Origin of the sequence: Piscinibacter lacus, assembly GCF_016735685.1 — a bacterium.
Lineage (GTDB): Bacteria > Pseudomonadota > Gammaproteobacteria > Burkholderiales > Burkholderiaceae_C > Aquariibacter > Aquariibacter lacus.
Genome location: NZ_JAERRA010000001.1, coordinates 1,757,382 through 1,776,889, shown reverse-complemented (window position 1 = coordinate 1,776,889; position 19,508 = coordinate 1,757,382). Strand labels below are relative to the sequence as shown.

At 73.9% G+C, this 19,508-nt stretch carries 14 protein-coding genes; 6 read left to right on the top strand and 8 right to left on the bottom strand.

The features are described 5' to 3' along the window. Positions 1 to 16: 16 nt before the first annotated feature. Positions 17 to 970 (bottom strand): histone deacetylase family protein, encoded by a 954-nt coding sequence (locus JI742_RS07990; protein WP_201825368.1) that lies wholly within the window; start codon positions 968 to 970, stop codon positions 17 to 19. A gap of 50 nt (positions 971 to 1,020) precedes the next feature. Between JI742_RS07990 and JI742_RS07985 the strand changes: the two genes are divergently transcribed. The 4 genes from JI742_RS07985 to mltB are packed head-to-tail and all read left to right on the top strand — an operon-like array spanning position 1,021 to position 6,196. Next, positions 1,021 to 1,941 carry an AAA family ATPase gene (locus JI742_RS07985; protein WP_201825366.1) on the top strand — a complete coding sequence of 307 codons (921 nt, stop codon included), beginning with the start codon at positions 1,021 to 1,023 and terminating at the stop codon, positions 1,939 to 1,941. Beyond that, positions 1,938 to 2,894 (top strand): DUF58 domain-containing protein, encoded by a 957-nt coding sequence (locus JI742_RS07980; RefSeq protein WP_201825364.1) that lies wholly within the window; start codon positions 1,938 to 1,940, stop codon positions 2,892 to 2,894. The genes JI742_RS07985 and JI742_RS07980 overlap by 4 nt, the downstream gene beginning before the upstream one ends. After that, positions 2,888 to 4,882: a transglutaminase TgpA family protein gene (locus JI742_RS07975; RefSeq protein ID WP_201825362.1), complete on the top strand. Its 1,995-nt coding sequence runs from the start codon at positions 2,888 to 2,890 to the stop codon at positions 4,880 to 4,882. The genes JI742_RS07980 and JI742_RS07975 overlap by 7 nt, the downstream gene beginning before the upstream one ends. Positions 4,883 to 4,930: 48 nt before the next feature. Next, complete coding sequence (gene mltB, locus JI742_RS07970; RefSeq protein WP_201825360.1) at positions 4,931 to 6,196, top strand: lytic murein transglycosylase B; 1,266 nt, start codon at positions 4,931 to 4,933, stop codon at positions 6,194 to 6,196. A gap of 37 nt (positions 6,197 to 6,233) precedes the next feature. Here mltB and JI742_RS07965 read toward each other — a convergent pair whose 3' ends face one another. The 3 genes from JI742_RS07965 to alaS all read right to left on the bottom strand — a co-directional run bounded on the left by JI742_RS07965 (position 6,234) and on the right by alaS (position 10,730). Further along, the gene (locus JI742_RS07965; RefSeq protein WP_201825358.1) at positions 6,234 to 7,598 is read right to left on the bottom strand and encodes a hypothetical protein; all 1,365 of its coding nucleotides are present in this window, start codon (positions 7,596 to 7,598) and stop codon (positions 6,234 to 6,236) included. Positions 7,599 to 7,690: 92 nt separating this feature from the next. After that, positions 7,691 to 8,032 (bottom strand): HNH endonuclease signature motif containing protein, encoded by a 342-nt coding sequence (locus tag JI742_RS07960; protein WP_201825356.1) that lies wholly within the window; start codon positions 8,030 to 8,032, stop codon positions 7,691 to 7,693. Positions 8,033 to 8,099: 67 nt separating this feature from the next. Then, positions 8,100 to 10,730: an alanine--tRNA ligase gene (alaS, locus tag JI742_RS07955; RefSeq protein WP_201825354.1), complete on the bottom strand. Its 2,631-nt coding sequence runs from the start codon at positions 10,728 to 10,730 to the stop codon at positions 8,100 to 8,102. Between the two features lie 200 nt (positions 10,731 to 10,930). On the opposite strand from alaS, the gene JI742_RS07950 reads away from it, so the two are divergent. Together JI742_RS07950 and JI742_RS07945 are read left to right on the top strand one after the other, a co-directional pair. Beyond that, positions 10,931 to 12,430 (top strand): NAD-dependent succinate-semialdehyde dehydrogenase, encoded by a 1,500-nt coding sequence (locus JI742_RS07950; RefSeq protein WP_236676828.1) that lies wholly within the window; start codon positions 10,931 to 10,933, stop codon positions 12,428 to 12,430. A gap of 223 nt (positions 12,431 to 12,653) precedes the next feature. Continuing rightward, positions 12,654 to 13,286: a cache domain-containing protein gene (locus tag JI742_RS07945; protein ID WP_201825352.1), complete on the top strand. Its 633-nt coding sequence runs from the start codon at positions 12,654 to 12,656 to the stop codon at positions 13,284 to 13,286. A gap of 103 nt (positions 13,287 to 13,389) precedes the next feature. Here JI742_RS07945 and JI742_RS07940 read toward each other — a convergent pair whose 3' ends face one another. The 4 genes from JI742_RS07940 to JI742_RS07925 form a co-directional block, all read right to left on the bottom strand. Next, entirely contained in the window at positions 13,390 to 13,962 is a 573-nt protein-coding gene (locus JI742_RS07940; RefSeq protein WP_201825350.1) for a hypothetical protein, read from the bottom strand. A 171-nt stretch (positions 13,963 to 14,133) separates the two neighbouring features. Beyond that, a complete protein-coding gene (locus JI742_RS14050) occupies positions 14,134 to 15,087 on the bottom strand; it encodes a GGDEF domain-containing protein (RefSeq protein ID WP_201825348.1) in 954 nt (317 codons plus the stop codon). Further along, positions 15,084 to 16,244 carry an efflux RND transporter periplasmic adaptor subunit gene (locus tag JI742_RS07930; protein ID WP_201825346.1) on the bottom strand — a complete coding sequence of 387 codons (1,161 nt, stop codon included), beginning with the start codon at positions 16,242 to 16,244 and terminating at the stop codon, positions 15,084 to 15,086. The genes JI742_RS14050 and JI742_RS07930 overlap by 4 nt, the downstream gene beginning before the upstream one ends. Positions 16,245 to 16,282: 38 nt before the next feature. Further along, complete coding sequence (locus JI742_RS07925) at positions 16,283 to 19,480, bottom strand: efflux RND transporter permease subunit (RefSeq protein ID WP_201825344.1); 3,198 nt, start codon at positions 19,478 to 19,480, stop codon at positions 16,283 to 16,285. Positions 19,481 to 19,508 lie beyond the last annotated feature (28 nt).

Here is a 19,508-nt window from a genome sequence, read left to right as displayed (position 1 = left end):
AGTGCCAACCCGCGGCTCATCGGGTGCGCCCCCCGTCGATGCCGGCCAGCACGCGCAGATGGGCCAGCACGCTGCGCGCGAGCGCGCCGAGGTTGTAGCCACCCTCCAGGCAGGACACGATGCGGCCCCGCGCATGGCGCTGCGCGCAGGCCTTGAGCTCGCGGGTGATCCAGGCGAAGTCGTCCTCGACCAGCATGAGCTGGGCAAGGTCGTCGTCGCGGTGCGCATCGAAGCCGGCCGAGAGCACCAGCAGCTCGGGCTTGAAGGCATCCAGGCGCGGAATCAGCCGGGAGCTGAAGAGCTCGCGGATGGCCGCGCCCTTGGTGTAGGGCGGCACCGGCAGGTTGAGCATGTTCGGGCCCTTGGGCAGCTCGCCGCTGCCGGGGTAGAGCGGATGCTGGAAGAAGCCGACCATGAGGGTGCGCGCATCGTTGGCCAGGATGTCCTCGGTGCCGTTGCCGTGGTGCACGTCGAAATCGACCACGGCCACGCGCTTGAGGCCGTGGACATCCAGCGCATGCCGCACCGCCACCGCCACGTTGTTGAAGAGGCAGAAGCCCATGGCCTTGTCCTTCTCGGCATGGTGGCCGGGCGGGCGCACCGCGCAGAAGGCGTTCTCGGCGCCACCGGACAGCACCAGGTCGGTGGCCGCCACCGCCGCGCCGGCGGCCCGCAGCGCGGCCTGCCAACTGCCCGGGCCGGCGCGGGTGTCCGGGTCGAGCCGGCGCGGCGTGCCGCTGCGGTCGATCTCGGCGCACAGCTCGCGCAGCGTGCTCACGTAGAGGCTGGTGTGCGCCCGGGCCAGTTGCAGCTCGGTGGCCAGCGGCGCCTCGCGCATGTCCAGCAAGGCATCGAGCCCGGTGGCGATCAGCAGGTCGGCGATCGCATCGAGGCGCTGCGGGCTCTCGGGGTGATCGGGGCTCTGGACGTGCTTGCGGCAGTCCGGATGCGTGAAATAGGCAGTGGCCATCCCAGGGGATCGACCCGCAGGACGGGCACGAATCAGCTATGGTGCGCCGCATGGCATGGACCCAGAGGCTGCGGCAGGTTGCGGATCAGATTAGCACGATCATCGTCGGCAAACGGCCGCAGGTCGAAGACGCCATCGTCTGCCTGCTGGCCGACGGCCACCTGCTGATCGAGGACCTTCCAGGCGTCGGCAAGACCACCCTGGCCCAGGCCCTGGCCCTGTCGCTGGGCCTGCAATTCAAGCGCGTGCAGTTCACCGCCGACCTGCTGCCGGGCGACCTGCTCGGCGCCAGCATCTACCAGCGCGAGGGCGGTCGCTTCGTCTTCCACCCCGGCCCGGTCTTCAGCCAGGTGCTGCTGGCCGACGAGATCAACCGCGCCGGGCCGCGCACCCAGAGCGCGCTGCTGGAGGTGATGGAGGAGCGCCAGGTCAGCCTGGACGGCGCCACCCATGCCCTGCCGGCGCCCTTCTTCGTGATCGCCACCCAGAACCCGCTGGACCAGGCCGGCACCTACCCCCTGCCGGAAAGCCAGCTCGACCGCTTCCTGATGTGCATCCAGCTCGGCTACCCGGACCGCGCCAGCGAGCGCGCCCTGCTCGCCGGCCAGGACCGGCGCGCCGCCCTGGCCGGCCTGCGGCCCTGCATGCAGCCCGGCGAGCTGCAAGCCGCGCAGCAGGCCGTGCTGGCCGTCGCCGTGGCCGAGCCCCTGCTCGACCATCTGCAGGCCGTGCTGGCCGCCAGCCGCGACGGCCGCTGGTTCGTCGAGGGCCTGAGCCCGCGCGCCGGCCTGGCCCTGCTGCGCGCCGCGCGCGCCCGGGCGCTGTTCGAGGGCCGCGACTATGTCGCGCCGGACGATCTCGACGCCCTCCTGATCCAGACCGCCGCCCACCGCCTGCGTCCCTTGCCGGCCGCCGGCCGCGGGCCGCGCGAGCAGTTGCGGGCGATGCTCGACGCCCTGCCCGCGGCGTGAGCCCGCCGGCCGACCGGGCCGGCCCGGCGCTGCAGATCGGCTGGCGCAGCCTGCGCATCCGGCCGACCCGCGCGGGCCAGGTCTTCGCGCTCACGGTGGCCGGCCTGGGCCTGGCCTCGATCAATGAGCAGCTCAGCCTGGGCCATGCCCTGACCGACCTGCTCATCGCCCTGGCCGGCGTGGCCCTGCTGGTCGGCGTGCTGGCGGTGCACGGCCTGCGGCTGAGCCTGCGGCCGGTCGAGCCGGTGCATGCCGGCGAGCTGGCCCGGCTGCGGCTGCGGCTGGAGGGCGGCGGCCGACCGACCCTGGCCGGCGGCCGGCGCCACGGCCTGGGCCTGAGCCTGCGGCCCGACGGCGGCCCGCTGCTGGCCGCCGCCACCGAGCCGGTCTGGACCGACCTGCCCGCCGACGACGGCCTGGAGCTGGAACTGCGCCTGCCCGCCCCCCGGCGCGGCCACCATGCCCTGCCGCCGCTGCGGGTCGAGACCCGCTTTCCGCTCGGCCTCTTCACCGTCTCGGCCGACTGGCAGCTACCCGGCCGGCTGTGGGTCTGGCCCAGCCCCCGGCCCGGCCCCGGCACGCCGGCCCGGGCCGAAGGCGCGGGCGGCGGTCGCCGGCTCGAAACCGCGGTCATCGAAGGCCTGCGGCCCTGGCGCCCGGGCGATGCGCAGGGGCAGATCGCCTGGCGCGCCTCGGCCGCGGCCCTGGCGCGCGACGAACTGCCCCTGGTGCGCGAGCGCCTGCCCGAGCCGGCCGGCGCGGCCCTGATCGACTGGCAGGACTGCAAGCCCGGCCTGGACGACGAGGGCCGCTTGCAGCAGCTCACCCAGGCCGTGCTCGACCGCGGCCTCGCCGGCCCGGCCTGGAGCCTGCGCCTGCCCGGCCAGACCCTGCCGCCCGGCCAGGGCCCGGCGCAGCGCCGTGCCGCGCTGGAAAGGCTGGCCCGGTGGTGAGCCGCTGGCTGCCGTCCCGCCGGGCCGCGGCCCCGCGCGAGGTGCGCGACACCCTCTTCCTGCTCGCCGTGCTGGGCTTCACCGTCGCGCCCCACCTGCCCGGCCAGCCGCTGTGGACGGGCGGCCTGGTGCTGGCCGTGCTGCTGTGGCGGGCGCAGCTCGCCCTGCGCGGCGCCGCCCTGCCCGGCCGCGGCCTGCTCCTGGGCCTGCTGCTGCTGGCCCTGGGTCTGAGCCTGTGGACCCATGGCAGCCTGGTCGGCCGGGCGGCCGGTCACACCCTGCTGGTGGTGCTGGTCGCGCTCAAGACCCTGGAGCTGCGCGCCCGGCGCGATGCGCTGGTGGTCTTCTTCCTCGGCTTCTTCCTGGTGCTGGCGCAGTTCCTCGGCAGCCAGTCGCCGGGCACGGCGCTGGCCGCGGCCCTGTCCGTCTGGGGCCTGCTGACGGCCCTGGTGCTGGCCAGCCTGCCGGCCGGCAAGCCGCCGCTGCGCGAGGCCGCCGGCCTGGCCGGCCGCCTGCTGCTGCTGGCCCTGCCGCCCATGCTGCTGCTCTTCGCCCTGCTGCCGCGGCCCCAGCCCTTCTGGCCGGGCAGCGGCAGCGCGCGCACCGGCCTGTCGGACAGCCTGGCCTGGGGCGATGTGGGCCAGCTCGCGCTCGATCCACAGCCCGTCCTGCGCCTGCGCCTGGCGCCGGGCCAGACCCTGCCGCCCGAGGCGCGCTACTTCCGCGGCCCGGTGCTCGGCCAGTTCGACGGCAGCCGCTGGACGGTGCTGCAAGCCAGCTTTCCCGAGGCCCTTCGGCCGGCGCTGAACCTGCGCCTGTCGGGCCAGGCGCTGGACTATGAGCTGCATGTCGAGGCCACCCGCCTGCCCGTGCTGCCCCTGCCCGAGGCCAGCGACGGCGTCTTCACCCGGGCGCCCGAGCTGGCCGAGGCGCGGCGCGAGGACGATCTGCACTGGTCGCTGGCCGAACCGCTGCGCCGCCGCGCCAGCCTGCAAGCCCGGCTCTGGACCCAGTTCCAGCATGGTCCGGTCGAGCTGGTGGTCGGCCTGCAAGACTTCCTGGAACTGCCGCCCGGCCACAACCCCCGCCTGCTGGATCTGGCCGCCCGCATGCGGCGCGAGCCGCGCTGGCAGCAGGCCGATGCCCGCAGCCTGGCCGCGGGCCTGATGCAGCAACTGCGCGAGGGGGGCTATGTCTACACCCTGTCGCCCGGGGCCATGGGCGATCCGCGCAGCGCCATCGACCGCTTCTGGTTCGAGCGCAAGGCCGGCTTCTGCGAGCACTATGCCGCCGCCTTCGTCGTGCTGATGCGGGCCTTCGACGTGCCGGCCCGGCTGGTGACCGGCTACCAGGGCGCCGACTGGGATGCGGCGGAGGGCGTCTGGATCGTCCGCCAGCGCCATGCCCATGCCTGGGCCGAGATCTGGCAGCCCGGCGAAGGCTGGCTGCGCATCGACCCGACCCAGGCCGTGGCCCCCGCCCGTCTGCAGCAGGGGCCGCCGCCGGCCGAGCCCGCCGCCTGGCTGCGCTGGCTGCCCGGCGACATGGGCGCGCGCTGGCAGCAGGGCTGGCAGGCTTTCGAGCTGGGCTGGCATGAGCAGGTGCTGCAGGCCGGCCCGCCCGGCTTCGGCGCCCGCCTGCCCAGCCTGATGGGCGCTGGCCTGCTGCTGGGCGGCTTGGGACTGGCCGCCTGGCGATGGGGCCGGCCACGCCGCGCCGAGGCCTGGACCGCCTGCTGGACCCGCCTGCGCCGCGAAGCCGGCCGGGTGCTGGGGCCGGGCCCGCAGCCCGCCAGCCCGCGGGCCCTGGCCGCCGCCCTGCGGGCACAGCACGGCGCGAAGGCCGACGAGGCCGTGGCCGCGCTGGAGGCCCTGGAGCGCTGGCGCTGGCGGCCGCAGGAAGCCGGCGCCGGCCAGGCCCCGGCCTTGCAAGCCCTGGCGCGGAGGCTGCGCACCGCCCTGCGCGCCCTGCCCCCACCCGCAAGCTGAAGCCTGCGCCCGCGCGGGCAGGCGCAAGGCATGCGGCACACTCGATCCATGCACCGACGGCTCCTTCTCTCCCCCGCCCTGGCGGCCGGCCTGGGCCTGCTGCTGGCCGCCCCCCTGCACGCGGCCGACGAGCCCCCGCCCGCCGCCCCCACGCCCATCGCCGACAAGCCCGGCCCCGCCACCCGGGCGCTGGAAAGCCGCCAGCCGCCCCCGCCGCCGGTGATCAGCACCGACCCCGGCATCCCGCCGCCGGCCGAGCCCGGCGGCTATGCCCAGCGCGAGGACGTGGCCCGCATCCTGGACGCGCTGTCGCGCCGCCACGGCTTCCGCGCGGAGCAGGCCGCGGCCATCGTCGCCCAGGCCCGCTACCAGCCGCGCGTGGTGCAGCTCATCCTGCCGACGCCGGGCGGCGCGAAGAAGAACTGGGCGGCCTACCGCGCCCGCTTCGTCGAGCCCATCCGCATCCAGGCGGGCCTGAAGTTCTGGACCGAGCATGCCGCCCTGCTCGAACAGGCCGAGGCGCGCTACGGCGTGCCGCCGGCCATCGTGGTGGGCGTGCTCGGCGTCGAGACCGGCTGGGGCAGCGACACCGGCAACTTCCGTGTGCTCGATGCCCTGGCGACCCTGGCCTTCGACTTTCCCACCGGCCGGCGCGACCGCAGCAGCTACTTCCGCGATGAGCTCGGCGAATTCATCGAGCTCTGCCTGAGCCAGGGCCTGGACCCGACGGCGGTGCGCGGCAGCTTCGCCGGCGCCATGGGCCTGCCGCAGTTCATGCCCAGCTCGCTGCGCAGGCTGGCGGTGGACTTCGACGGCGACGGCCGCATCGACCTGCACGGCAGCGTGGCCGATGCGATCGGCTCGGTTGCCGCCTACCTGCAAGCCTTCGGCTGGGAGCCGCGGCTGCCGACGCATTTCCACATCGAGCCGCCCAGCGATGCGGCCGATCTCTCGACCCTGCTCGCGCCCGACATCGTGCCCAGCTTTGCCGCCAGCGAGATGGCCGAGCGCGGCGCCCGCCTGCCCGAAGATGCGATGAAGCGCCCGGGCCTGCTGGCCCTGGTCAAGCTGGAGAACGGCGAGGCGCCGGCCACGCTGATCGCCGGCACCTCGAACTTCTATGCCATCACGCGCTACAACTGGTCGAGCTACTACGCCATGGCGGTGATCGAGCTGGGCCAGGCGGTGGAAGCCGCGCGGCGCGCCCCGCCGCCGCCGGTGCTGCGCAAGCCGGCGCCGAAGCCGGCCGCCAAACCGGCCGTCAAGCCGGCTGCGAAACCCGCCGCCAAGCCGGCCAACAAGCCCGCGCGCTAGGCGGCCGCGAACTGAGGCTGGCGGCTGCGGCTGAGACTCAGCGCGAAGCCGGTGCGGAGGCCGGTGCGCTGCCTGCCTCCAGCGCGGGCAGGCTGCGCTCCAGGCCATCAAGCGTGAAGCGGGCGGTGAATCGCCAGTCGCTGGCCGATTCGGGCAGGCCGTCGATCAGCTCCAGCACCGCATCCTGGCGGGCCAGGGCCTCCAGGCGCTGGAGCGCGTCGGGGGCGAGCAGGAAGGCGGTGGCATAGCTCAGGCTCACGCCCGGGCGCTCGCGGCGCTGCCAGGCAAGCGCCGGGGCGATGCTGTCGAGCACCAGGGCTTCGCCGCTGTCGGCCACTTGCAGGCGCAGCGCCTCGCGCAGGGCGGTGGGGAAGTCGCCGGCCCGCGGCGGATCGCCGGGCCGGGAGGCGTACTCCAGCGTCAGGGCCAGCACCGGCCGGCCGCCGACATCGCGCGAGAAGACCATGCTGACATGGCAGCGCGGATCGACCCGCACCCGCGACTGCACGAAGGGCCGGCCCCTTTCGCTGCGGCCGCTGGCCCAGGGCGTCTGCGGCAACGGCAGGCTCAGGCGCTCGCCGCCGGTGTCCACGCCAAGCTGGCGCAGTTGCGCGCGACTCAGCAGGGTCATGCGCTGGTTGGGGGTGAGGTTGGCGATGTCGAGCAGGCGCCGCTGCGCGCCCATCTCGTCCAAGTAGAGGTTGAGCACCGAGACAGCCGCCTGCGCCTGGGCCACCGGATCGACGCCGCCGCTGGCCGGGGTGGCGGGCCGGAACTGGTGCACGCCGTAGGCGCGGTCGTCCAGCACATCGCGCCGCAGGCCGCCCAGGAAGGCATAGGCGCAAGAGGACTGGCAGCGGGTGGCGGCGGCCACCCGCTCGCGCGGGCCCTCGGTCTGCACCCAGAGGTCGCCGCCGGTGCGGGTGGCCAGGCCCAGCCAGCGGAGCTCGCGGCCCAGCTCCAGGCCGCCGCGCAGGTCGCCGCCGGGGCTGTCCAGATGCAGGGCGGCCAGGCTGGCGGCCTGGCCGCGCAGGCTGCGGGCGGGCTGCTGGGCGCGCAGGGTATCGCGCAGCCGGGCGACGGCCTCGCGGTCGATCTGGCCGCGGCCGAGCAGGAGGCGCACGCAGCCGTCGGGCGCAGCCTCGGCACCGGGCAGGCCCTGGGCATCGGCCCCGCAGACGCGGTGCACGCGGAAGCTGATGGGCTTGCGCAGCGCCTCCGGCAGCGGGCTGGGGGCGCTGCCCGGTGACGCGGCCGGCGGCGGGGCGGCGGGCGGCGCGGCGGCGGGCGAGCCGGACACGCCGACCGCGCAAGCGGCCAGCAGCAGCGCGGCCAGCACCGGCCCGAGCAGGGAGCACAGCCCGCGGCGGGCTGCGGGGCGTGGGAAGGAAGGCGTGTTCATCGGCATGGGGCAAGCCTGCCACAAGCGGGACGGGCAGACGGCCCCGGGCCCTGCGGGCAGACCGGTCGACCGGCCACCGGGCCGCGCGCCGCTCAACGCCGGTGGCGGGGCGGCCGGCTGCCGTCGACGAAGGTCGGCGGCTGGCGGCGGACCCAGGCGATGAAGGTGGCGATCTCGGGATGCGCATGCAGCGCGGGCCAGCTTGCGTAGTGCCGTGCCAGCTCCTTCTCGGAGAAGGTTGCGTGGATCTTGCGATGGCAGACGCGGTGAACCAGGAAGGTCTCGCGCCCGCCCTGGCTGCGCGGCAGCAGGTGGTGCAGGTCGGCGCTGGGCCCCGGCACGATGGGCCGGCCGCAGAGCGGGCAGTCCGCCGGCGGGGGTGCGGGCGGCGGCCCGAAGGGCGTGCCGCCGCGCAGGGCGCGCTTGCCGACCATGGCTGCTGCCGCCGACCCGCCGACTCAGGTGCCGAGGCCGGACCGGGCCAGGCCGCTCACGCCCCCCTCAGGTCCGCTGCGCCACCCAGGCCGCCACGCCGGCCAACGCCGCCGGAAGGGCCGCCGGGTCGCTGCCGCCGGCCATGGCCAGGTCCGGCTTGCCGCCGCCCTTGCCGCCAACCTGCTGGGCCACGAAGTTCACCAGCTCGCCGGCCTTGAGCTGACCGATGCGGTCGGCGGTGACGCCGGCCGCGAGCTGCACCTTGCCGCCCTCGACCGCCGCCAGCACGATGGCCGCCGTCTTGAGCTTGTCCTTGAGCTTGTCCATCGTCTCGCGCAGGGCCTTGGCATCGGCGCCGTCCAGCACGGCGGCCAGCACCTTGGTGCCGTTCACGTCGACGGCCTGGCCCATCAGCTCGTCGCCCTGGCTGCTGGCCAGCTTGCCCTTGATCGCGGCCAGCTCCTTCTCGGCGGCTCGAAGCTGCTCGACCAGGCTGGCGATGCGGCCTTCCAGCTCCTCGGGCGCGGCCTTGAGCAGGGCGGCGGCGCGTTGCAGGTTCTTCTCGGTCTCGCCGATGTAGGCCAGCGCGCCTTCGCCGGTGGTGGCCTCGACGCGGCGGATGCCGGCGGCCACGCCGCTCTCGGCCAGGATCTTGAAGACGCCGATGTCGCCGGTGCGCGCCACATGGGTGCCGCCGCAAAGCTCCTTGCTGGAGCCGATGCTGAGCACGCGCACGGTCTCGCCGTACTTCTCGCCGAAGAGCATCATCGCGCCGCTCTTCTGCGCGTCCTCCAGCGCCATCACGCGGGCGTCGGTGGCGGCATTGGCCAGGATCTCGGCATTGACCAGGGCCTCGACGCGGGCGATCTGCTCGGCCGTCATCGGCGCGGTGTGCGAGAAGTCGAAGCGCGTGCGCTCCGGCGTCACCAGCGAGCCCTTCTGGGCCACATGCGCGCCCAGCACCTCGCGCAGGGCCTTGTGCATCAGGTGGGTGGCGCTGTGGTTGCGCACGGTGCGGGCGCGGCGGGCCGCATCGACCCGGGCGCTCAGCACATCGCCCACCGCCAGCCGGCCCTCGGCCACGCGGCCGTGGTGGCCGAAGACATCGGCCTGGATCTTCAGCGTGTCGTCCACGCGCACGAGGGTGCGGGCATTGCGCAGCTCGCCGGTGTCGCCGACCTGGCCACCGCTCTCGGCATAGAAGGGCGTGTGGTCGAGCACGACGACCACATCGCTGCCGGCCTCGACGGCCTGCACCGGGCTGCCGTCCACATAGAGCGCGGTGACGGTGGCGCCCTCGCGCGCCAAGTGCTCGTAGCCGTGGAAAGTGGTGGCCGCGCCGCTGTAGGCCAGGCCCTGGGCCATCTTGAACTTGCCGGCGGCGCGGGCCTGCTCGCGCTGGCGCTGCATCGCGGCCTCGAAGGCAGCGGTGTCCACCGTCACGCCGCGCTCGCGGCAGACGTCGGCGGTCAGGTCCAGCGGGAAGCCGTAGGTGTCATGCAGCTTGAAGGCCAGCTCGCCGTCGAGGGTGCCCACCCCACCGGCGAGGGCGCCTTCCAGGATCTCCATGCCGTTGGCGATGGTCTGGAAGAAGCGCTCCTCCTCCTGCTTCAGCACCTGGGTGATGCGGGCCTCGTCGCGGGCCAGCTCGGGGTAGGCCTCGCCCATCTGGCCGACCAGGGCGTGGACCAGCTTGAAGAAGAAGGGCGCGCGGGCGCCGAGCTTGTAGCCATGGCGGATGGCGCGGCGGGCGATGCGGCGCAGCACATAGCCGCGGCCCTCGTTGCCGGGGATGACGCCGTCGGCCACGGTGAAGGCGCAGGCGCGGATGTGGTCGGCGATGACCTTGAGGCTGGGGCTGTCGGCATCGACCGCCACGCCCCCGGCCGAGGCCTCGACCGCCGCCTTGGCCGCCGCGAGCAGCGCCACGAAGGTATCGATCTCGTAGTTGCCGTGCACGCCCTGCAGCACGGCGGCGATGCGCTCCAGGCCCATGCCGGTGTCCACGCTGGGCTTGGGCAGGGGGTGCATCACCCCGGCCTCGTCCCGGTTGAACTGCATGAAGACGTTGTTCCAGATCTCGATGAAGCGGTCGCCGTCTTCCTCGGGGCTGCCCGGGGGGCCGCCGCGGATGTGGTCGCCGTGGTCGTAGAAGATCTCGGTGCAGGGCCCGCAGGGGCCCGTGTCGCCCATCATCCAGAAGTTGTCGCTGGCGTAGCGGGCGCCCTTGTTGTCGCCGATGCGGATGATGCGTTCGGCCGGCACGCCGATCTGGTCGCGCCAGATGCCGTAGGCCTCGTCGTCCTCGGCATAGACGGTGACGGTCAGGCGTTCCTTGGGCAGCTTGTAGACCTCGGTCAGCAACTCCCAGGCGTAGGCGATGGCGTCGCGCTTGAAGTAGTCCCCGAAGCTGAAGTTGCCCAGCATCTCGAAGAAGGTGTGGTGGCGCGCGGTGTAGCCGACGTTCTCCAGGTCGTTGTGCTTGCCGCCGGCGCGGATGCACTTCTGCGAGGTGGTGGCGCGGGTGTAGGCGCGCTTGTCGAAGCCGAGGAAGACATCCTTGAACTGGTTCATCCCCGCATTGGTGAAGAGCAGGGTCGGGTCGTCGCCGGGCACCACCGGGCTGGAGGCCACGATCTGGTGGCCCTTGCTCTCGAAGAACTTCAGGAAGGTCTGGCGGATCTCGGCGGCTTTCATCCGGGGCTTTCAGCGGGGGTCGGCAGGGTCTCGACGAAGCCGGGAATTGTAGGTTTGGCCGCTGGTGACAATCGGGGGCCGGTCTCCCCGGCCGGCAGCACCCGGCACGGTCCGCGGTGCCGTGCTGCGGCGATGCCGCCGAACCGCGCTGCCGCATGCGCCTCGGGCCCCCTCCCTTCGCTTCCTGCCGTCCCCACGCCATGACCCCGACGATGCCCCCACCCGACTTGCAGCTTGCCGACGCCGGCCTCTGGCGCACCGAGGCCTTCATCGATGGCGCCTGGCAGGCCGGCCCCGGCCGCTTCACCGTGCATGCGCCGGCCAGCGGCGCGCCGCTGGCCGAGGTGGCCGCCCTGGGCGAGGCCGAGGCGCAAGCCGCCATCGCCGCGGCCGAGGCCGCCTGGCCGGCCTGGCGCGCGCAGACGGCCAAGGCCCGTGCCGCGCTTTTGCAGCGCTGGTTCCTGCTGATCACCGCCGCCACCGAGGACCTGGCCCGGCTGATGAGCGCCGAGCAGGGCAAGCCCCTGGCCGAGGCCCGCGCCGAAGTGGGCTACGGCGCCAGCTTCGTCGAATGGTTCGCCGAGGAGGCGCGCCGCGTGCACGGCGAGACGATTCCGGCCACCGACCCGTCCCGCCGCATCCTGGTGCTCAAGCAGCCCATCGGCGTCTGCGCGGCGATCACGCCCTGGAACTTCCCGCTGGCCATGATCACCCGCAAGGTCGCGCCGGCCCTGGCCGCCGGCTGCCCGGTGATCATCAAGCCGGCCGAGCAGACCCCGCTGACTGCCCTGGCCCTGGCCGAGCTGGCGCAGCGTGCCGGCTTCCCGCCCGGCGTGCTGAATGTGCTGACGGCCGACGGGCCGGGCTCCATCGCCGTCGGCCGCGTGCTCTGCGCCAGCCCCGTGGTGCGGCACCTGAGCTTCACCGGCTCGACCGAGGTCGGCCGCATCCTGGCCGCGCAGTGCGCGCCGACGGTCAAGAAGCTGGCCCTGGAGCTGGGCGGCAACGCGCCCTTCCTGGTCTTCGACGATGCCGACCTGGAGGCCGCCGTCGAGGGCGCCCTGGCCGCCAAGTACCGCAATGCCGGGCAGACCTGCGTCTGCGCCAACCGCTTCTATGTGCAGGACGGCATCTACGAGGCCTTCGTGCAGCGCCTGGCCGAGAAGGCCGCCGCGCTGCGCGTGGGCCCGGGCATGCGCGAGGGCGTGCAGCAGGGCCCGCTGATTGATGCGGCCGCGCTCGCCAAGGTCGAATCGCATGTCGCCGATGCCCTGGCCGGCGGCGCCCGCCTGCTGGCCGGCGGCCACCGCGTGCAGCCCGCCGACCATGTCGGCGGCCATTTCTACGCCCCCACCGTGCTGGCCGACGTGACGCCGGCCATGCGCTGCACGCGGGAGGAAACCTTCGGCCCGGTCGCCCCCGTGCTGCGCTTCCACACCGAGGCCGAGGCCCTGGCCACGGCCAATGCCAGCGAATTCGGCCTGGCCGCCTACGTCTACACGCGGGACATCGGCCGCGTGATGCGGGTGAGCGAGGGCCTGGAAAGCGGCATCGTCGGCGTCAACACCGGGATCATCTCCACCGCCGAGGCGCCCTTCGGCGGCGTCAAGCAGTCCGGCCTGGGCCGCGAGGGCTCGCACCACGGCCTGGACGAGTACCTGGAGATGAAATACGTCTGCCTGGGTGGCCTGGACCGCTGAAGCGGCAGCGGTGTCGAGCGAACCCCCCGTGCTTGTGGGATGGGTCAACCCAATGACCAAGGGTTTTCACGATTGCAAACGTTCGGTTCATCAAGGCTTCTGACCTGACCCGTCAGAACTTGTGTCTTGTGATGAACAGGGGTTAACCCTAGAGTCTCGTCATCGGCTGCACTTCCCTGCAGCCCCAACGGTTCTCAAGCTCTCATCCCCTGGAGGTTCTGCCATGACCCGCATCGCCACGCTCACCCTGCGCCGCACCGCGGCTGCCGCCGCCCTGACCCTGGGCGCGCTGCTTCCGGCCTTCGCTGCCTCGTCGATCGACGGCATCCAGCCCGCCGCCCCCCTGGTGGTCGGCGAAGCCGGCCGCGCCGACACTGCCTCGGCCCTGCACCTGCTGGCCGCCGCGGCCGAGGCCTACCGCGCCGACCCGCCCCGCGCGCTGACCGCCTTCAACGACGGCCTCGCGCCCTTCCAGCAGGCCGACCTCTATGTCTTTGCCATCCACGCCCGCACGGGCCGCATGCTGGCCAACGGCGGCTTCCCGGGCCTGACCGGCGGCGACGTGGCGGTGCTGCGCGATGCCCGCGGCGCAGCCGTCGGCGAGGCCTTCCTGCACCTGCCCAAGGACGCGATCAGCCAGGTCAGCTACCACTGGCGCAACCCGCAGACCTGGCGCATCGAGACCAAGCGCAGCCAGGTGCTGCGGGTCGGCGACACCCTGATCGCCGTCGGCAGCTACCAGTCCACCCCGTTGGCCGAGCGCAAGCTGCACCCGGCCCTGGGCCAGGCCGCCGCACTGCCGGCCGGCCAGGCCAGCGCGCTGCGCGCCCACCCGGTGAGCTGGTGGGGCGTCTGAGCCCCGCGGCGGCCTGAGGCCGCCGCAAGCCGGCATCGCAAGGCCGCCCTCGGGCGGCCTTTTTCATGGTTGGCGACCACCTTGCCGGCACATGGCCCGCTTCTCAGGGTGCCCAGATCGCTTCTTCCGTGCAGGCGCCGACATGGACGATGCCGATTCGGCCGTTGTTGGGCACGAAGACCTGCTGGGCGGCCGTCTTGGGGAAGGTGGAGCCGTCGGCACAGCTTGCGCTCTGGGTGCTGCCGATCACGAGCTGGGTGCCGGGATGGACTTCGCAGACGGCCAGCCGGTCCAGCGGGCTCCATTCGGGGCAGATCGCGTTGGCCGCGCGGTAGCTGTCCTTGCTGCCGGCCGGCCGCTCCAGCGACCACCAGCCGCCGAACTTGGTGTAGGGCTTGGACGCATCGAAGACGCGGTAGAGCTTGATCGGCTGCGCGCTGACGGCGAAGACCTGCGCATCGCAGACGCCGCCCTTGCCGCTGGGCAACTGGACCTGGCGCTGCAGCACCGGCTGGCTTGAAGGGCTGAGGCCCGGCACGGCCTGCGGTGCACGGCCGGCACAGGCCTGGCCGTCGACACCGACCGGCGGGGTTGCCGCGCTGCCGCCCTCGCGGCCCAGGTTGGCGCAAGCTGCCAGCAGCAGGACCAGGCCGAGGCCCATCAGCGATCGCTTCATCGTGCAGCTCCCTTGCATGTCGTGGAGAGGACCGGCGCCCGCCCCCTCCCAGGGCGGCGCCGGCGGCGAATGTAGGGGCAGCCGGCCCGCGCGCGGGCGCCGGCAACATCCGGATGCATCTGCCGAGGCCGCGCCGGGAGGCGATCCCGGCTGACAGGGATGCGAGCGACTTCAGACGGCCGGATCGCCCGGGTCGTTGGCCGCCGCGTCGGCGCGGCCTTCGGCCGGCACGAAGAAGACCTTGCTGCCCAGCGGCGCGGCGCCGTCCAGCGCGGCCAGCGCCCGCTGCCAGAGGTGCTCGGCATCGAGCATGCCAGGGCCGCTGACGACGAAGCCGATGCGCGGGTGCACGCGCAGGCCCTCGGCCTCGCCGAGCTGCAGCGGCCGGGCCAGCGCCTCGATCAGCTTGTCGGCAACGATGCCGGCGCTGGCCGGCTGGTCGAGCCGGGCCAGCCAGACGGCCAGGCGCGTCGGCCCGTCGACGGCCACCACATCGCTGCCGCGCAGCTTGGCGCGCATGCGCACCGCCAGCTTGCGGCGCAGCAGGGCGGTCGCGCCCTCCCCCAGGCGCTCGCGCAGCTCGGCCAGCTCGGGCAGCTCGATGAGCAGCAGGGCCATGGGCGCGGGCTCGCGCTCGCGCAGGGCCAGCATCTGCTGGATCTGCGGCACCAGTTGCGCCCGGCTGGGCAGGCCGGTGGCGGCATCGAGCGGCGCAAGCTGGCGCAGCGGCCGGTCGAGCCGGTGGCGGACGATGGCGAAGCCCAGGCTGGCGGCAAGTGCGGCGGGCGGCAGGCCGTCCGGCAGCACGGCTTGCAGGCCCAGCGCGGCCAGGGCTTCGTCGCGGGCCAGGTCCGCCGCCCGCGCGCCGCCCGGTGCATCGGGCGGGCAGAGCAGCACGGTGGGCCGTGCCGCGCAGACGGCCGCCAGGGCAGGCGTGGCCCAGTCGGCCCAGGCCTGCAGGGCGGCTGCGTCGGGCGGCTGCAGCAAGAGACCCGCTGGCGCGCGGCCCAGCAATTGCGGCCAGAGCCGGGCCGCGGCCTGGGCATCGGCCGGCCAGGCCGCCTCGACCGGCCCCGGGCCGCCGGCTGCGCCGCAGCCCACCCAACCGAAATGCGCCGCCGTCACGGCGCCGCCACTTTCACGCGATTGCCCTCCTGAAGCAGGGCATTGACATTGATGACGACCGACTGGCCGGCCTCCAGGCCGCGGCGCAGGTGGACCTCGCGGCCCACGGTGCGCTCGACCTGCACGGGCACGAAGCGCAAGCGGCTTTCAGCGTCGACCAGGGCCACATGCGGCTGGCCGCGCCGCAGCAGCACGGCATTGGCAGGCACGGTGACGCCGGGCTGGGCGGCGTCGGCGGCCAGGTCCAGCTCGCCGCGCAGGCCGGCGGGCAGGCGCTGGCCGGGGTTGGGCAGCTTCAGCTCGACCCGCATCGCGCCGCTGGCCGGGTCGATGCGGCCGGCCAGGCGCTCGACCCGGGCCTTGAAGACCTCGCCCGGAAATTCGGCAAAGCGCAGCTCGGCCGGGCGGCCGGCTTGCAGGGTGGCCGCCGCAGCCTGCGGCACCTCGACGACGACGCGCAGCGCATCCAGCCGGGCCAGGCGGAACAGGGCCGGGCTGCTGTTCGCGCCATCGGCGCTGACGCGGTCGCCGCGCTCGACGCTGCGCTCGACGATGGTGCCGGCAAAGGGCGCGCGGACCTGCTGGAAGCCCTGCACGGCCTCCAGCCGCCGCACCTCGGCCTGGGCGGCGGCGGTGTCGGCGCGGGCCACGTCCAGGGCGGCATTCAGCTCGTCAAGCCGCACGGCGGAGAGGAAGTTCTGCTCGACCAGGGGCCGGCTGCGGTCCAGGTTGACCTGGGCCAGGCGCTCGCGGGCCTGGGCCTGGCCCAGACCGGCGCGGGCGCTGGCCAGGGCCTGGTCGACTTCCGGCGCGGCAATGCGGGCCAGCAGCGCGCCAGCGGCCACGCGGTCGCCCAGGTCGACGCGGCGCTCGACCAGGGTGCCGCTGCTGCGGGCATAGAGCCGGGCTTCCTCGATGGGCTCGGTGCGCGCGGGCAGGCGCAGCGGCGCACCGGCGGCCACCGGCTTGGCGCGGGCGGTGCGCACCTCGGGCGGCGGGGCCGAGGCGGCCGCGGCCGGCGCGGGCGCGCCCTGGGCCTGGGCCACCGGCAGGCCGCCGAACAGGCCGGCAAGCAGCAGCAGCGCCGGCCGCACCAGGGCACGGCGGGATCGGGCGGCGGCAGGCCGCGGCGGGCGGGAAGACAGGGCGTCGGGCATGGGGGGCGAGGCCGGAAGAAGGGGGCGGACGAAGTCGTTCATGGCGCGGGCGGCGGCTCCACCGCCGGCCGCAGGCCGCGGCGCTGCAAGGCGCGCCAGCGCGGCATGGCGCAGCGACTGAACAGCAAGGGCACCAGCACCAGGCTGCCGAAGGTGCCGAAGATCAGGCCGCCGACCACCGCACGGCCGAGCGGCGCGTTCTGCTCGCCGCCCTCGCCATGGCCCAGGGCCATGGGCAGCACGCCGACGATCATGGCCAGCGCCGTCATCAGCACCGGCCGCAGGCGGGCGCCGGCAGCGGCCAGGGCGGCATCGCGTGGCGTGTCGCCGGCGTCCAGCCGGTCGCGGGCGAAGCTGGTGATCAGCACGCTGTTGGCGGTGGACACGCCGATCACCATGATCATGCCCATCAGCGCCGGCACCGAAAGCGGCGTGGCGGTGAGCCACAGGCCGGCCGCCGCACCCGCCAGCGCCACCGGCAGCGCCGCCATGGCATTGAGCGGCAGCAGCCAGGACTGGAAGTTGGCCGCCTGGATCAGGAAGACCAGCAGCACCGCCAGCGCCAGGCCGCCGGCCAGGTCGCGGTAGGCCTGCTGCATGAGCTGCACCTGGCCGCGCATCTCGATGCGGTTGCCGGGCTTGAGCTGGGCCTGGGCCTCGGCCAGGTGCGGCGCCACGGCATCGGCCACGCCGCCGAGGTCGCGGGTGCTGACATTGCCGAGCACGTTCAGCGCCGGGGCCAGGGTCACGCGGCTGACATTGGCCGGCACGGTGCGCGGCGTGGCGGTGGCCACGGCGCGCAGCAGGATGGGCTCGCCGTTGTCGGCCAGCCGCAGCGGCGTGTTCAGCAGGGTCTCGACCGAATCGATGGCCAGCGGCGGGATGATGAGCTGCACCGGGTAGGAGGTGCCGGTGGCCGTGTCCGACCAGAACTGCGGCGCCACCGTGTTGCCGCTGCCCAGCGCGGCCAGCACGGCATTGGCGACCTGCTGCTGGGTGATGCCGTACTGCAGGGCCCGGGCGCGGTCGATCTCCAGGTGGATCTGCGGCAGGTCGGGCACCTGGCGCAGGGCCACGTCCTCGACGCCGTCCAGGGCCTTGAGATCCTCGGCAAGCTGGCGGGCGGCGGCGCGGTTGCCGGGCCCGTCGCGGCCGACGATGCGCAGGTCCAGCGCGCTCGGGGAGGCGCCGGCCAGCGTCAGGCCGGTGGTGTCGGCCGGCCGCATCAGCACCAGCACATGCGGAAAGCGCTCGGCCAGCAGGCGGCGCAGGCGGGCCTCGGTCTCGACGACTGGCGTGCGCGGGCCGGGCTTCAATTGCAGGTAGAGCTCGCCGTCGAAGCTGCCGACCACAGTGGAATCGACCCAGGCCTGGTTGATCGCGTCGGGCGCGCCGATCACCTCGACCACGCTGGCCAGCTCGCCCGGCGGCAGCTCGGCGCGGATCGCGCGCTGCACGTCGGCGAAGAGCCGGGCCGTCTCCTCCAGCCGCAGGCCGGTGGGCGCGCGCAGGTAGACGCGGATCAGGCCGGCGTCGGTGCGCGGGAAGAACTCGCGCTGAAGCTGGCTGGCCGCGTAGCCGCCCAGGGCCAGCAGGGTCGCCACGCCCAGGATCACCGCCACCAGCCCGGGCCCCAGGCGCTGCATGGCGCCGGACAGGCGGGCCACATAGCGGTCGCGCAGCGCGTCCAGGCCATGCTCGACATGGTGGTGCAGCCGCTCGCTCAGGTTCAGGCCCTTGCGCTGGCGCCGCGCCAGCTCGCCGGGCAGCAGCACATGGGCCAGCATCGGCACCAGCGTGCGCGAAAGCAGGAAGGACGCCGCCATGGCGAACACCACCGCCAGCGCCATCGGCTTGAAGACATAGGCCGGCACGCCGGTCAGCAGGAAGATGGGCAGGAAGACGATGCAGATGCAGAGCGTGCTGACGAACTCGGGGAAGACGACTTCCTTCGCGCTCTTGAGCACGGCTTCGCGCACCGTCTCGCCCAGCGCGATGTGGCGGTTGGTGTTCTCGATCTCGACCAGGGCGTTGTCGACCAGGATGCCGATGGCCAGGGCCAGGCCGCCCAGGGTCATCAGGTTGAAGGTCTGCCCCGTGGCGGCCAGGCCGGCCACCGAGGCCAGCAGGGCCAGCGGGATCGAGGTCAGCACGATGGCCGTCGAGCGCAGGCTGCCGATGAAGATCAGCACCACCGCCGCCACCAGGCTGCCGACCAGCACGCCCTCGAAGGCGACGGTGTCGACAGCGGCCTGCACGAAGACGCTCTGGTCGAAGACCGGCTCGATCGTCATGCCCGGCGGCGCGGCGGCGCGGATCTCGGGCAGGCGTTCGCGGATCTGCCGGACGATGTCCACCGTCGAGGCATTGCCGAGCTTGAGGATGGAGACCATCACCGCGTTGTCGCCATTCAGGCGCGCGAGATTGGTCTGCACGGCAGGGCCGTCGCGCACGCTGGCCACCTCGCCCAGGCGGATCAGGCGCTCGCCGATGCGCTTGATCGGCAGGTCGGCAAAGTCGCCGGCCCGCTCGGGGCTGGCATTCAGGCTGATTTTCAGCTCGCGCTCGCCCTCGCGCAGCGCGCCGGCCGGCAGGGTCAGGTTCTGCGCGCCCAGGGCGGCGCCGACGTCGGCCGCGCTCAGGCCATGGCGCTGCAGGGCGGCCGGGTCCAAGTCCAGCATCACCTGCCGGGCGGCGCCGCCGTAGGGCAGCGTCATCCGCACGCCGGGGATGTTCTGGATCTGCGAGCGCAGGGCCAGGCGCGCGTAGTCGTAGAGCGCGGCATCGTCGAGCGTGGCCGAGCCCAGCACCAGGTTGAGGATGGGCTGGCTGGACTGCGAGGCCCGCACCACCAGCGGCGGCGTGGTGCCCGGCGGCATGCGCCGCAGGATGGTCTGCGAGACCGAGGTGACCTGCGACAGCGCCACCGCAATGTCGGCCTGCGGCTGGAAATCGATCTTGACGACGGCAATGCCATCAGTCGTCTCCGACCGCACTTCCAGCACGTCATCGACGTTGTTGAGGACGGCGATCTCGGAGAAGGAGGTCAGCTTGCCGGCCATCTCGGCCGCGCTCAGGCCGGGGTAGGTCCAGATCAGGTTGACCGAGGGAATGTCCACCGACGGCAGGATGTCGGTCGACATCTTGCGCGCCGACAGTACCCCGGCCAGCACGATCAGCAGCGCCATCACGGCGATGGTGTAGGCCCGGTCGAGGGCGTAGCGGACGATCCACATGGGGCGGGGAAGACCTCGGGCTCAAGGA